Genomic DNA, 12,689 nt, shown 5'->3' on the forward strand with positions numbered 1-12,689 from the left:
AAATTGAAAAAATCAGCCATATTCATTGGGTTGAGTGTAGGACTACTACTCACACTGCTGAATGCGCTGGATTATTTCCACCTCATCCGAGTAATGTCTTTTGAGTTGTATGCAGCAGGAGTGGGCCTGCTATTCATGGTATTAGGTATATGGGCAGGTGTCAGACTGAGTGGCTCACGGAAGCAACAACCTTTACCCAAAGTGTCACTTGAAAACGGCAAGAAAATCAATTTAAGTGACCGCGAATTAGACGTACTGATTGAGTTGAATAATGGGCTTTCAAATCAGGAGATTGCTGACAAACTTTTTGTTTCGCTCAACACGGTCAAAACCCATATCAGTAATCTTTATCTGAAACTCCATGCCAAGCGAAGGACGCAAGCTCTGGCCAAGGCCAAAGAACTCAGAATAGTAGAATAGAAGCTATTTCATACTTTCGGGTGACTCCATTATTACCATCTTCCTATACTTTTGGCTGATCATCAATTATGTAAAAAATGAAAAATATAGCAATTAAATATGGGCTGGTTGGGTCTGTAGTTATGATGTTGGGTGTCATGCTTCCATTTTGGATTTATGGTGAAGACATGGAATTAGGGGCAGGAGAGGTATACGGCTATGCGTCCATGATCCTTTCTCTTACAGCCATCTATTTTGGAATCAAACAGTACAAAACAGAGCTCGAAGGGGTGTTGTCTTTCAAGCAGGCATTCATATTTGGCACATTTGTGAATTTCATTGCCGCACTGGCCTTTGGTATATTTTCCTATGTACTGTACGCCTGGCTGATGCCTGATTTTTTACAAACCTACCTGGATCATTCCATTGCCATGGTAAAAACCAACAACTCCTTGTCAGCCGAGGAAATGGAAGCAGAACTGGCTTATATTAATAATGGAAAAGACTTATGGCTGAGTCCTGCTTTTGGAGGCTTACTTATGTTTGGTACAGTATTTCCTATTGGGTTAGTCATGACACTAATCTCCTCATTTGCATTAAAAACTAAATAACCAGAAACTTAAACTTATAGATATGAAACTTGGAGCATTTTCAGTTAGTCTTAGTGTGAAAGATTTGACTAAGTCTAAATTATTTTATGAAAACCTTGGATTCACTGTATTTGCAGGAAGCATGGAACAGAATTATCTGATCATGAAAAATGAACAAACCTTGATTGGCTTATTTCAGGGCATGTTTGAGGGGAATCTGCTTACTTTCAACCCAGGTTGGGATCAGGACGCGAATGCTTTGTCAGCTTATGACGACGTGCGAGATATTCAGAAAAAAATGAAATCGTTAGATGCGAACTTACTTCAGGAGGCGGATGAATCTACTTCTGGCCCAGCAAGTATGACGATAGCTGACCCTGATGGCAATATGATTTTGATTGACCAGCATGTGTGAAAAAATTAGGTCAGAGTTTAAACCCTGACCTAAGCATAAATTTTTGACTAGCTATCCGTCTTTGGTAAAATATTCGTGATGATTTTAACCCGTTCGGGATTATTGGTGGCATTGCTCATGATGGTAATGACTTTATTCTGATGACCAATTTTCCCTGTGCTGTTGAAGCTTACTTCGATTTTGCTTGAGGTACCTGGAAGTACTGGTTCGCGTGGCCAGCTAGAAGCTGTACAGCCACAGGTAGTCATGACGTTGGAAATGACAACTGGGGCATTTCCAGTATTGGTGAATTCAAAGGTGTATTCAACAGATTCACCCTGCTCTATGTCGCCAAAGTCGTGAGACGTTTCAGTGAATTTGATAAATGGCCCTGGAGGGGTAGGTGCTAAAAGTTCAGCATCCTGAGCTGATGCACCAAATGAAAGACAGGCAAGTACAGCTATGGCTAATATATATTTCATTGCTAGTTTTTTAGTTGTTTGCTACTTAACGTAATTCTAAAAGAATTTGGTGTCAAAGTTAACCAGAAAAAGTTCATTTTTTGCTCGGGTGATGGCTGTATAAGTCCAGCGAATAAAGTCATTGTCGATTTCAGCCTCTCCCAAATACCCCTGATCCACAAATACGGCATCCCATTGCCCACCCTGACTTTTGTGGCATGTCAGTGCATAAGCGTACTTCACTTGAAGGGCATTAAGATATTTGTCTTCTTTCATGGCTTCCTTTTGTTGTTTTTTAGGCAAGTCCATGTAGTCAATCAATACACTTTTGTAGAGTGCCTGATTTTGCTCTTGTGTGAGGGCTGGGGTATAGCTATGCAACCCATCCAAAATAATCTTGGCTTCAAATGGTGCTGCATCAGGATAATCCGTCAACCTGATTTCCACATCTGCAAACCTTAATCCGTGCAATTCTTCAGTCTTTTTGATTTTCAATATCTCCATAAAATCCCCATTGGCCAAAAAACCAGAGGGCACCTGATCTGTTGCGAAATTGTAGTTGTTTCGAGAAATCATGAGCAAGTCACCTGCATCCAATTCATCTTCCTTATAGAAGAGAGTATTTCGAATGTAGTGGTTGTACATCACAGCATTCTTGTTGGATCTGCAGATGATTAGCGTGTTTTCCAGACCATATTTGTCATGGGCGTATCTCAGTCCATCCTCCAGTCGCTCACCAGTCATCCTATAGATGTCTTTGTGAGACTTGGTATCAAAATGAACTTGTTTCTCTTTTTGAAAGAGACTGTTTCTTAAACTGGTGGCATTGAGTAAAATTCCACTGTTTTCTGCTTGTCGGGTGATTTCTGTTAGCACACTTTCAATGGTATCCAATTGGTATATGTCAGACAAGTGTTCCCGATCCAGAGCCATGCTCTTTTCCTGATGTACAGGAGGAAGTTGGGCTGTATCTCCTACCAGGAGCAGCTTGTTGCCGTCTTTTTCAAAAACATATTGAATCAAATCGTTCAACAAGCTTTTATTCTTGTAGTCAGCTTCTGAGCTTATCATTGATGCCTCATCTACAATGAAAATCGTATTGGATTGATAATTTTTAGTTTGACTAAATACAGGCCCAGTAGATTCTTGGCTTGATTTGGCTTTATAGATCCGTTTGTGAATGGTAAATGCTGTTCGTTTGGCGTACTGACTAATTACTTTGGCTGCACGTCCTGTAGGGGCCAGTAGCACAAATTTGTAATTGAAAAGTGGAAGCACCTTAACCAAGGTGGCTACTATAGAAGTTTTACCAGTACCCGCGTAGCCTTTGAGGATCATGGTAGGCTTAGCTGTTTTGGCTGCGACAAACTGGTCGATTGCTAAGAAGGCCTTGGCTTGGCTTTCCGTAGGCTGATGCTCAAATTTGTTTCTTAATATTTCGGAAGGTAGTGGCAATTGTATTTGATTAATTTAGCACAAGTATAGCCACCTCATAGAATGGGATCAGAAGAAATCAAAAGTATTTTTGGAAATAAAGTCCGAGTACGCGTGATGGGTGTTTTAGTACAGGATCAGTGTGTCTTGTTATTGAATCATTCGGGGTTAAATGATGAAGACGAACTTTGGCTGCCACCTGGAGGAGGAGTGGAGTTTGGGGAACATTCTAAAGAAGCCTTAATCAGAGAATTTAAGGAAGAGGTAAATATTCCTGTAAAAATTTGTGACTTTTTAGGAGTCAATGAATTTATAAGTGACGAATTGCATGCTGTAGAACTATTCTTTGTGGTGGAGCAAATCGGTGGTAAATTACGACTAGGTGATGATCCTGAAATGAGTGGTAATTCTATTTTGAAAGAGGCTCGTTGGATGAATATTCAAAGCTTGAAACAAATGAACAAAAACTGCCTGCATGGGCTGTTTCACGGCATTGAATCTTTAGACGATCTATTTGATAAACAGGGATTTTTTAATATTGGAAATAATCCTTAAAATAGCATTTGCTTAAAGCAGAATTACTCTAAAAAATATTTATACTTGCAAAAAATCGAAATTCAAGCATGGAGAAGACAAGAATAATCTCAATCAGTTTTTTAGTCCTATCGCTTTTGTTGGCGGGCTTTTTAGGTAATAGCATTTTTAAGTCAATTGACGATGCCGATAAAATCGCTAGAATGGAAGATCAAATCAAAAACAAATTGATGATGATCAGAGAAGCTCAGATTGGATATCAGGCTGTCAATGGACAATATACAAGTGACTGGGACAAATTGAAAAGTTTCATTGATTCAGGTCAGTTTTATTTAACTTCTAGAATTGAAACGATCCATCAGTTGTCTTATGGTGCTGATAGTGTGGTTGTAGAAATAGACACATTAGGAACTGTGGCAGTGAGGGATTCACTATTCTCAGCAGCAAAATATCCTAACTTTGATTTGGCCACATTGGACATTGTTCCTGGTACTACAGATAAGAAATTTGCTATGTGGGCAGACAAAATCGAAAAGAGTAATGTGAGAGTGGATGTAGTAGAGGTTTGGAATACTGCCCCTTATGATCCAAGGAGAAAAGAAGACAATGAAGCTAGAACCAAAAAACCTTTGAGGTTTGGATCTAGAACAAGTATCACTACAGCTGGAAACTGGGAATAACAAAAGATTTGGAAGCTATACATAGCGCAACATACAAACTGGTAAAAAGAATCAAAGACAGTAATTTTGATGTGGATCAACTGCATCATTACTGTCTTTCGATGCAAATAGGGATTCGTGATTTTCAAATGAGCGTCACAGATACCCGCAATGACACTTGTCTGATGGTGGAGGATTATATCCTTCAGGATGTGAAGACAATCAATGCAAGATTGCAGGTTCTGGCCAAATTATTTGAGAATCATCACCTGCTTATGGCAGGATTTTGGGATTCGATCAAACTATCACTTAAGAGTCACAAATTTTCTTTGGTTCCTGCCTCTCACTTCGTGGAGGACTCAGTCAGAGATTACTTATTACTCAACTGCACGATCAATGACGCCGTAGAAGGGGAATATACATACAAGCACTCTTCGTCCAATGTTGTAAATGCTTTTGCTGGCGATAAGCGATTGGTGAATTGGATCAACTCATTGTATCCTAACAAAGAAATTGAAGTTATTCATCAAGGGAGTGCCTTGATTGAAGGTATTTTGAAACACAATACTCAGAGCGACGAAAAAATAGTGTACTGTATTCTTGACAGAGGTATCATGCACATATTCGTATCTGAAAATCACAAGCTTCATTATTACAACCAATTTTCCATCAAGGAGGCTAAGGACTATGTGAAGTACCTGATGATGGTGTTCAAAGAGTTTAATTTGAACCAAAGAACACAAAAGGTAATTTTGTGGGGAAATATTTCACAGGGATCAGATCATCATAAGTTATTCTCTAAGTACATTGGAGGCATTGCTTTTGGTAAGCGCCCTTCAAATTTGAAATTCAATTATCACTTCGACGAACTCTCTGATCATCAGTATTTTGATTTGTTGAGTATCTACCTTTGTGACTAAATCTAAAGCCATGCCGGACAAAAAAATTGCTCTTTTCCCGGGTTCATTCGACCCGTTTACTAAAGGGCATCAGGATATTGTACGTCGTGCGCTCAAACTATTCGATGAGGTAGTAGTTGCCATTGGTTACAACAGTGCCAAGTCTCGATACTTCGAAGTAGAGTACATGGTAGAAAGAATAAAATCTGCATTTTCTCCAGAAGAAAGTGTGTCTGTAATCGTTTATAATGAGCTGACAGCAGATTTGGCCAAAAAGACTGATGCATTATTCCTAATTAGAGGATTGAGAAATACCACGGATTTCGAATACGAGAACAGTATCTCTCAGGTGAATAGATATCTGAATGACAAACTAGAGACTGTATTTTTGATTACATCTCCAGATTATGCACACATCAGCTCTACGATCATTCGAGAGGTGCATAAATATGACGGAGATATAAGTCCGTTTATTCCTTACGAGCTTTAGGCTTCCTGCAAAAGCTTACGATACTTTTCTACTACTCGTCCAATGGTTTTGAATGAATGTAGCATGGCCACATCCACTTCATTATCAGTCATCCATACGGTCTTCTGGATGTTTTCTTCCTTCTGAGGTTTCATTTGGCTGTCGTCCAGACAAGTCATTCTATACCAAGTGGTTTTCTTTAGTACGTATTTTTTGTTTCGAATGTAAGTGTGCCAGGTCGAACAAATTTTTTCTTCTAGTTGTACTCTGACGCCCGTTTCTTCTTCTACTTCCCTAACTGCGCCTTCGTGCTTTTTTTCCTTCTTTTCTAGTTTTCCTTTTGGGATATCCCAAAGATCATTTCTTAGGATCATTAAGATCTTACCCTCTTTCTCAACCACTCCACCTGCGGCCTGCACAATGTCAAATTTAGATTTTAGGTATTGCTGAGCTTTTACTTTGTTTTTAACCCTGATTTCAATCTGCTTAATCTTGTTGTATTTTTTGTCCGTCATGATGTGGAGCAGACGGTTAATGGCCTCATTAGATTTTTCCTTGATCAGGACTTTGCCTTTAAGTTTAATGGCTTGGATGTCATCTATGTCACTGTCCAAAACCACATCGAACTTTTTGTTAGACTCGCGTTCTCTGTCACGAATCCTTACAGGAATATCGTTAATATATATTTTCATTTATATAAAAGTACTTGGCGAACATGGATAAAAAATCCTGAGATTCACAATTTCGATGATTAATTTTTCTTCAATTTTTAGAATTCATTCTTTCAACGAAATCTTGATTTAAAATATTACTAATTTCGCCACATGACGAACAATGAATCAAATCTTCCGCTAAGTGCACAAATTGCTACCGAATTATTAGAAATCAAGGCTATCAAACTGCAACCTAAGGATCCATTTACCTGGGCTTCAGGATGGAAGTCTCCGATTTATTGCGACAATCGCATGACCCTTTCATACCCGTCATTGCGGACTTTGATCAAAAATGCGTACGTAAAGGAAATCAAGTCCAGATACCCTGAAACGGAGATTATAGCTGGAGTTGCCACGGCAGGAATCCCTCAAGGTGCTTTGATTGCAGAAGAAATGGGATTGCCATTCATCTATGTTAGAGACAAAGCCAAATCACATGGTCGCACGAATCAAATAGAAGGACAAGTGCAACCAGGTAAAAAAGTGTTCGTAGTAGAGGATCTGATTTCAACAGGAGGAAGTTCGATTAAGGCGATTGAGGCATTAAGAGAAGCTGGGATGAAAGTGCTTGGTTTGGGCGCTATTTTTACTTATGGCTTTCCACATGCAGATAGAAACCTGATGCAAGCCAAAGTACCTTACTTTACCTTGTCGGATTATCATTCCTTACTCGATATTGCAGTCTCTTCCAATTTGATAAAAAGTGAGGAACTAGATTCGCTCAACTCATGGAGAATGGAACCAGAGAACTGGAGAGGATAAGCTAAGTTCGAAGTCTAAGTGATAAGTTTATAAAATAGTAACTTTAAGTTTTCTACTTTCAACTCCTAATACTTCTCCATTACACCTAGTCCGAATAATGCAAAATCATATTTGACTGGATCGTGAGGGTCTAATCTCCTCAAGTTATTACTGAGTTCAAGAGCTGCTCGCCAGTCTGTCTGCTTTCTTTGAAGTACCCCAAGTCTTTTGGCTACTCGTTCTACATGAACATCTAATGGGCAGATCAACTGGGATGGTTTTATTGTATTCCAGATGCCAAAATCTACTCCTTTATTGTCTTTTCTCACCATCCATCTCAGGTACATATTTAGTCGCTTGCAAGCTGACTTACGAGCTGGTGTAGCTACATGCTTCTTTGTCCGGTCAGGCGCATTGGGATGGGTAAATAATGCACGATGAAAATTGATCAGATAGGCCTCCATGTTACTGGTTTGCCCAGAGGTAAATGCGATTTCCAATGAATCGTGTTTTTGATAATGGGATTTTAAAAAGTCAATAAAAAAGAGTGTGTCTGTGGGATTGAAGGTTCTGTGTTTGAATGCGAGAAATTTTCTGAGATCATTTTCTTCGTGATTGATTATAAAGTCATGAGGTGCATGCTCCATCATCTGCATCAGTTCATTGCCTTTGTTGATGATCGTTTTGCGCTGCCCCCAAGCGAGTGTAGCTGCAAATAGCCCGGCGATTTCTATGTCCTGCTTTTTTGTGAATTGATGAGGGATGGATATGGGATCTTCAGAAATGAAAGAAGGCTGATTGTAAAGCGCTACTTTCTCATCCAAAAAAACTTTCAGATCATTCCTCATCTTGAGAATAGCTGACCGTAATAGGTGTTTTCAAATCTATGGCGCCCATAGCTTTGTAGGCAGCAGAAGAGAGTCTTAGAAGTAAAGTGCGATTCATGGCACTTTCAGGTAATTTACCCACTACTCTGGCCTCTATCATTTGGTTGGTCATTTGGTTTTTTACCTGAATGGAAGAACCAAGTGGCGCAGAACGGTGCAGGGCCAGATACTTTTGCGTGTAGTCTGTGTCTTCTATCTTCATGGCAAAGCCTTCTTCTACAGTCTGTTTTTTGCCTTCTACTTCCTTTGTTTTAGTCTTGAATTGGCTGTTGTCAGTTTTGACATAAAGCGTGTCTAATGCCAGCTCTTGAGGCTTCACGTAGGAAGAGTCCACTTCTTTTTTAGCAATTGGTGTGAGAGAGACTGTGTCCTTTGTTTCAGTATTTGGCAGGCTGGATACCATAAGTTTTTGTCCAATAGACAAGGTATAGTCGGGCAAATTATTCCACTGTTGGATATCTTCAATTTCAACCTGATAGAGTCGTGAAATACCAAACAGCGTCTCAGAAGGTTGAACGATATGATAATTTCTTTCTGGATCGAGAGTAGGTGCGGGTTTTGGCTTGGAGAGTGGTTGGGTGTAGAGTGTATCCCCTACACTCAAATTAGCATTTTCCAATTGATTGATGACGGCTAAGGAGTCGACTGACAAGTTGTACATTCTGGATATGGCGAATAAGGTTTCGCCCGCCTCAACAATATGAAAATCGTTTGATTCACTGGTTTGGATTTCAATTTCTAGATTCTGCCTTTTATTCTTTTTCAATAAAGGCACTTGAATGGTATCATACATTTTCAGTCCACTGGCTTTCAGTGATGGATTGAGTTCATACAAATCCTCCAGTGTTACGCCATATCTTTTCGTAATAGAATAAAGCGTTTCTTTGGGCTCTGCACGATGGATGATGTATTTCTTGCCCTTAATTTTTTCTACACGTAGACTATCCATAGGGTTATTGGTATACCCAAATTGAGCCATGCCCATGAAGGCGAAGAAAAAGAGCAGTCTATAAATCATAAATATTCAATGTATTTTTTTGTGTGACAAAGATGGCTTTATTTCTGTAGACGAAAAAGGTGTCTTTTCCAATTCCACTGAGCTCATCAACCAAAAGTATACTTTCCAAAATTTCACCTTCATTGTCCAAAATAACTAGTGTATTGACCAAGCCGTTTTCACGTTCCTCATAGTATGAAATCAGAACAGCATCATTTGCCTTTAGGTATTCAATTTGCCTACAAGGAATAATGTTGTACTTGGCAAAATATTGTACGAACCATTGAAAATACTCTGATTCTACTGTGTATGACGTAGCGTATGAAACATTGTCGAAAATGGCTAGGCCTGAAACAGGAGCAGTCCGAAGTTCGGTTCCTGATTTAAGGTCAACATAAATTTCTTTATTTGCGAAATGCGGATGTGGGACTTTGATCCATTCAGATCCGGATTGAATGATTCTGGTATTTTGAAGGCTGAAGGTGGGGTCACCTCCGTTCCAGCTGAAGGTGTAAATATTTGTCAGGTCAGGATTGTTTTGGTCAGAATATTGGATAAAGAGGAGTTGAGCTGCGTCATAAGATTTTGCTACCAATCCTGAGTATTCTTCTCCAAATGAAATGGCCTGAATAATTTCTAATGGCTGGAATGAAAGGAGAAGAAAGGTTTGTGATTTGGCTTCAGCATCATAAGTTTCGATCAAAAGGAGATTTTCATCTGATCCAGGGATAATAGACTTGATTGGAAAATCAAAAGTAATCTGATGATGTACATTTTTAACCGCCAAAATTCAATATTCGTTTAATGGATGTGATAAATAATAAATATCTTTCGGGCAAATCTAAATGTAATCCTTGATGTACAAACGTCTCCATCTTTTAATCTTTATTGTCTTTGGCATATATACGGGTATAACTGCTCAGGACAGCACCCATGTCAAACCTCTGGTTTTCTTGATGAAGCTAGACGCAGACATAGACGCGCGAACAAATCGTTATACGGAATTGGCCCTTGAGGAGGCCAGAGTGCAAGAGGCTGATTATGTAATCATAGAGATGGATACTTATGGTGGCGCACTCAATGATGCTGATGATATCAGGACTCGTGTGTTAGAATTTGAAAAACCTATTTATGTATATATAAACAAGGATGCAGCATCAGCTGGGGCTTTGATTTCTATTGCCTGTGATAGCATCTATATGGCGAAAGGTGCCAGTATTGGCGCTGCCACTGTGGTGACTCAAGATGGTGCGGCAGCCCCCGACAAATACCAGTCTTATATGAGATCCATCATGCGCTCTACTGCTGAAGCCAATGGTCGTGATCCGAAAATTGCAGAAGCCATGGTCGATCAGGATGTGGAAGTAGACAGCATCTCTACAGAAGGTAAGGTGATTACGTTTTCAACTTCCGAAGCGATCAAACATGGATTTTGTGAAGCCCAGGTAGATGGGATAGAGGATATCATGTTTAGGTCTGGTATTGAGGACTATGATACGTATGACTATGAATTATCAGCTTCTGATAAAATTATTGATATTTTTATTAATCCATTTGTCAGTGGTATTTTAATACTTATTATTCTTGGTGGAATATATTTTGAGCTGCAAACACCTGGAGTAGGTTTTCCTATTTTGGCTTCTTTGATTGCTATTGTTCTGTACTTCACCCCTTATTATCTTAATGGACTGGCTGAGAATTGGGAGATTATTATCTTCTTTTTAGGCGTCGTTTTATTGGCATTGGAGATATTTGTAATACCAGGATTTGGTGTAGCCGGAGTATCTGGAATTACGATGATGGTCACATCCTTGATATTGGTGATGCTCAATAATGATTACTTCGATTTTTCATTCGTGCCTACTGGCAATTTGACTACAGCCGTATTGGTCACTTTTTTGGGTCTGATTGGCTCTTTCATTGTGATGTTCATTGGGGGAGTGAGATTGACGGAATCGGGCTTATTTAAAAGAATTGCCTTAGAAACTACCCTGGACAAATCAGCTGGATATACTTCCAATTTCAAAAAAGATTCCCTCATGGGCAAAACGGGAGTGGCCTATACCATCTTACGGCCCAGTGGAAAGGTGGAAATAGAAAATGAAATATATGACGCCTATACTCGTGGGAGCTATATAGAGCAGGGTGCTAAAATAGAGGTAATAGGTGAGGAGGGCACTTCTCTCAAAGTAAAAGAACTATCCTGATCATGTCAAAAGAAAAGTTGTTGAAAATTCTCTATTGGGTATTATTCATAGGAGCGGTCATTTTTCTGTATTTCAGTCTCAGGACACAATATTATCAATTAGAATATTCGCTTGTAGCACTTGGGCTTTGGGGTGGAGCATTCCTGTTGAATAGATTTGTAAAAAAGGAAGACACATCTGAATAAATGAGAGCCCTGCGTAAAACCAAAAATTGCCTCAATTGTCAAACGCCACTTGCTGAAGTACACAATTTCTGTCCTATGTGTGGACAGCAGAATGATGATAAAAACGTGTCTTTTAAAGAGCTGAGTAGAGATTTGTTCGAAAATTTCTTTTCATTCGATTCTAGATTGGCTCATACCTTCTTCCCTTTCTTTTTTAAACCTGGAGAGCTCACTAAGAAATACAATGAGGGCAAACGTTTTACCTACGCCAATCCAATCAGATTATACATCATTGTAAGTTTCTTTTACTTTTTTGTACTCAATATCGTAATGGGTGACTTGACTCGTGAATTGGGTCAGGCTTTGGATTCACCTGAAGTAGATTCTGTTCAAAATGTCTTTCAGAAAGAAATGGAGTTTAATATAGACTCAATAAAAAATGCACCTCCCGTGATGGTAACTTTTGATGAAGATTCATTAGAAAGTTCAGAAGATGTTTCCTGGCCGTTAGAAGAATGGCAATGGAAGATGTTCAACCAATACATGGACGACAGCAGTGTGTCAGAGGAGGCTTTATTCGATTCTTTAAAATTGGAAAACAGACATGCATTAACCCGATTGACGGTCAAACAAATCATTCGGATTTACAAGAGGGATAAGGAATTATTAGTTTCTCAGATTGTAAAGAACCTATCAGTCATGATGTTTGTGCTGATACCAGTATTTGCCATGCTTTTGAAACTGATGTATATCAGACGAAAGACGCTCTATATCAATCATTTGATCCATACGATCCATTTACACACTTTTGCCTTTTTTGTCTATGGAATAATCATGGCTTTGATGCATTGGTTAGTTCATTCTGATAATGCGCAAGAATGGATGATTACAGGATCTTTGTTTACTGTTTTTATATATACATTCTTTTCGTTCAAACGAGTGTATGGGCAAAATTGGAAAAAGACTATTCTTAAATTTTGGATTACCTCATGGCTCTATTTTTACATTCTTGTGTTTGCCATTATTGCAGAATTGTTGATATCACTTTTAATATTTTAATGAGCATTTTAAACTCAACAATGAGAGAACTTCAAGTGGCAATTGCCCATATCAGTGTATGGTAAGATCACCACTGGTTGAA

Annotated in this window: 17 protein-coding genes; 11 read left to right on the forward strand and 6 right to left on the reverse strand. The window is 39.0% G+C overall.

Annotated features, from left to right (window positions below; genetic code table 11):
- The first annotated feature begins 3 nt into the window (after window positions 1–3).
- From B9A58_RS20760 to B9A58_RS19170, 3 genes are all read left to right on the forward strand, one after another.
- Window positions 4–420, forward strand: a complete 417-nt coding sequence (locus B9A58_RS20760; protein ID WP_084374500.1) for a response regulator transcription factor — start codon at window positions 4–6, stop codon at window positions 418–420.
- Between the two features lie 77 nt (window positions 421–497).
- Window positions 498–1,010, forward strand: coding sequence for a DUF4199 domain-containing protein (locus B9A58_RS19165; RefSeq protein ID WP_084374501.1), 513 nt, complete (start codon window positions 498–500; stop codon window positions 1,008–1,010).
- 22 nt (window positions 1,011–1,032) lie between these two features.
- Window positions 1,033–1,404, forward strand: a complete 372-nt coding sequence (locus B9A58_RS19170; RefSeq protein WP_084374502.1) for a VOC family protein — start codon at window positions 1,033–1,035, stop codon at window positions 1,402–1,404.
- A gap of 47 nt (window positions 1,405–1,451) precedes the next feature.
- Here the strand turns inward: B9A58_RS19170 and B9A58_RS19175 are convergent, their stop codons facing one another.
- Window positions 1,452–1,865, reverse strand: coding sequence for a DUF1573 domain-containing protein (locus B9A58_RS19175; RefSeq protein WP_084374503.1), 414 nt, complete (start codon window positions 1,863–1,865; stop codon window positions 1,452–1,454).
- Window positions 1,866–1,901: 36 nt separating this feature from the next.
- Complete coding sequence (locus B9A58_RS19180) at window positions 1,902–3,299, reverse strand: ATP-dependent DNA helicase (RefSeq protein ID WP_084374504.1); 1,398 nt, start codon at window positions 3,297–3,299, stop codon at window positions 1,902–1,904.
- Between the two features lie 42 nt (window positions 3,300–3,341).
- Here B9A58_RS19180 and B9A58_RS19185 point away from each other — a divergent pair, with 42 nt between their 5' ends.
- The 4 genes from B9A58_RS19185 to coaD all read left to right on the forward strand — a co-directional run bounded on the left by B9A58_RS19185 (window position 3,342) and on the right by coaD (window position 5,860).
- Window positions 3,342–3,833 carry an NUDIX domain-containing protein gene (locus B9A58_RS19185; protein ID WP_084374505.1) on the forward strand — a complete coding sequence of 164 codons (492 nt, stop codon included), beginning with the start codon at window positions 3,342–3,344 and terminating at the stop codon, window positions 3,831–3,833.
- Window positions 3,834–3,901: 68 nt separating this feature from the next.
- On the forward strand, window positions 3,902–4,492 hold the full coding sequence (locus tag B9A58_RS19190; protein WP_084374506.1) for a hypothetical protein: 591 nt from the start codon (window positions 3,902–3,904) through the stop codon (window positions 4,490–4,492).
- Window positions 4,493–4,500: 8 nt separating this feature from the next.
- Window positions 4,501–5,391: a DUF3822 family protein gene (locus B9A58_RS19195; protein WP_139793988.1), complete on the forward strand. Its 891-nt coding sequence runs from the start codon at window positions 4,501–4,503 to the stop codon at window positions 5,389–5,391.
- Between the two features lie 10 nt (window positions 5,392–5,401).
- Window positions 5,402–5,860, forward strand: coding sequence for a pantetheine-phosphate adenylyltransferase (gene coaD, locus B9A58_RS19200; RefSeq protein WP_084374811.1), 459 nt, complete (start codon window positions 5,402–5,404; stop codon window positions 5,858–5,860).
- Here coaD and B9A58_RS19205 read toward each other — a convergent pair.
- Window positions 5,857–6,531, reverse strand: a complete 675-nt coding sequence (locus B9A58_RS19205) for an NUDIX hydrolase (RefSeq protein ID WP_084374508.1) — start codon at window positions 6,529–6,531, stop codon at window positions 5,857–5,859. The two genes, coaD and B9A58_RS19205, sit on opposite strands and share 4 nt — an antisense overlap.
- 132 nt (window positions 6,532–6,663) lie before the next feature.
- Between B9A58_RS19205 and pyrE the strand changes: the two genes are divergently transcribed.
- Window positions 6,664–7,314, forward strand: coding sequence for an orotate phosphoribosyltransferase (gene pyrE, locus B9A58_RS19210; protein WP_084374509.1), 651 nt, complete (start codon window positions 6,664–6,666; stop codon window positions 7,312–7,314).
- A 65-nt stretch (window positions 7,315–7,379) separates the two neighbouring features.
- Here the strand turns inward: pyrE and B9A58_RS19215 are convergent, their stop codons facing one another.
- From B9A58_RS19215 to B9A58_RS19225, 3 genes are read right to left on the reverse strand one after another with little or no spacing between them, the layout of a single operon-like run.
- Complete coding sequence (locus B9A58_RS19215) at window positions 7,380–8,141, reverse strand: TIGR02757 family protein (protein ID WP_084374510.1); 762 nt, start codon at window positions 8,139–8,141, stop codon at window positions 7,380–7,382.
- Window positions 8,131–9,198 carry a LysM peptidoglycan-binding domain-containing protein gene (locus tag B9A58_RS19220; RefSeq protein ID WP_084374511.1) on the reverse strand — a complete coding sequence of 356 codons (1,068 nt, stop codon included), beginning with the start codon at window positions 9,196–9,198 and terminating at the stop codon, window positions 8,131–8,133. Before B9A58_RS19220 ends, B9A58_RS19215 begins: the two co-directional genes overlap by 11 nt.
- Window positions 9,188–9,964: a hypothetical protein gene (locus B9A58_RS19225; RefSeq protein WP_084374512.1), complete on the reverse strand. Its 777-nt coding sequence runs from the start codon at window positions 9,962–9,964 to the stop codon at window positions 9,188–9,190. Before B9A58_RS19225 ends, B9A58_RS19220 begins: the two co-directional genes overlap by 11 nt.
- Before the next feature lie 70 nt (window positions 9,965–10,034).
- Between B9A58_RS19225 and B9A58_RS19230 the strand changes: the two genes are divergently transcribed.
- From B9A58_RS19230 to B9A58_RS19240, 3 genes are all read left to right on the forward strand, one after another.
- A complete protein-coding gene (locus B9A58_RS19230) occupies window positions 10,035–11,384 on the forward strand; it encodes an NfeD family protein (protein WP_084374513.1) in 1,350 nt (449 codons plus the stop codon).
- A gap of 2 nt (window positions 11,385–11,386) precedes the next feature.
- Entirely contained in the window at window positions 11,387–11,569 is a 183-nt protein-coding gene (locus B9A58_RS19235; protein ID WP_084374514.1) for a hypothetical protein, read from the forward strand.
- 75 nt (window positions 11,570–11,644) lie between these two features.
- A complete protein-coding gene (locus B9A58_RS19240) occupies window positions 11,645–12,607 on the forward strand; it encodes a DUF3667 domain-containing protein (RefSeq protein ID WP_176214849.1) in 963 nt (320 codons plus the stop codon).
- Window positions 12,608–12,689 lie beyond the last annotated feature (82 nt).

This window comes from Reichenbachiella faecimaris (genome assembly GCF_900176375.1).
In the GTDB taxonomy this organism is placed as follows: domain Bacteria; phylum Bacteroidota; class Bacteroidia; order Cytophagales; family Cyclobacteriaceae; genus Reichenbachiella; species Reichenbachiella faecimaris.

Bases quoted from the DNA above. Each gene is read 5' to 3' on its own strand.
- B9A58_RS19170 (WP_084374502.1), top strand. From the start codon at position 1,033: ATGAAACTTGGAGCATTTTCAGTTAGTCTTAGTGTGAAAGATTTGACT.
- B9A58_RS19165 (WP_084374501.1), top strand. From the start codon at position 498: ATGAAAAATATAGCAATTAAATATGGGCTGGTTGGGTCTGTAGTTATG.
- B9A58_RS19205 (WP_084374508.1), bottom strand. From the start codon at position 6,531: ATGAAAATATATATTAACGATATTCCTGTAAGGATTCGTGACAGAGAA.
- B9A58_RS19175 (WP_084374503.1), bottom strand. From the start codon at position 1,865: ATGAAATATATATTAGCCATAGCTGTACTTGCCTGTCTTTCATTTGGT.
- B9A58_RS19235 (WP_084374514.1), top strand. From the start codon at position 11,387: ATGTCAAAAGAAAAGTTGTTGAAAATTCTCTATTGGGTATTATTCATA.
- B9A58_RS19240 (WP_176214849.1), top strand. From the start codon at position 11,645: ATGTGTGGACAGCAGAATGATGATAAAAACGTGTCTTTTAAAGAGCTG.
- B9A58_RS19230 (WP_084374513.1), top strand. From the start codon at position 10,035: ATGTACAAACGTCTCCATCTTTTAATCTTTATTGTCTTTGGCATATAT.
- pyrE (WP_084374509.1), top strand. From the start codon at position 6,664: ATGACGAACAATGAATCAAATCTTCCGCTAAGTGCACAAATTGCTACC.
- B9A58_RS19185 (WP_084374505.1), top strand. From the start codon at position 3,342: ATGGGATCAGAAGAAATCAAAAGTATTTTTGGAAATAAAGTCCGAGTA.
- coaD (WP_084374811.1), top strand. From the start codon at position 5,402: ATGCCGGACAAAAAAATTGCTCTTTTCCCGGGTTCATTCGACCCGTTT.
- B9A58_RS19215 (WP_084374510.1), bottom strand. From the start codon at position 8,141: ATGAGGAATGATCTGAAAGTTTTTTTGGATGAGAAAGTAGCGCTTTAC.
- B9A58_RS19190 (WP_084374506.1), top strand. From the start codon at position 3,902: ATGGAGAAGACAAGAATAATCTCAATCAGTTTTTTAGTCCTATCGCTT.
- B9A58_RS19220 (WP_084374511.1), bottom strand. From the start codon at position 9,198: ATGATTTATAGACTGCTCTTTTTCTTCGCCTTCATGGGCATGGCTCAA.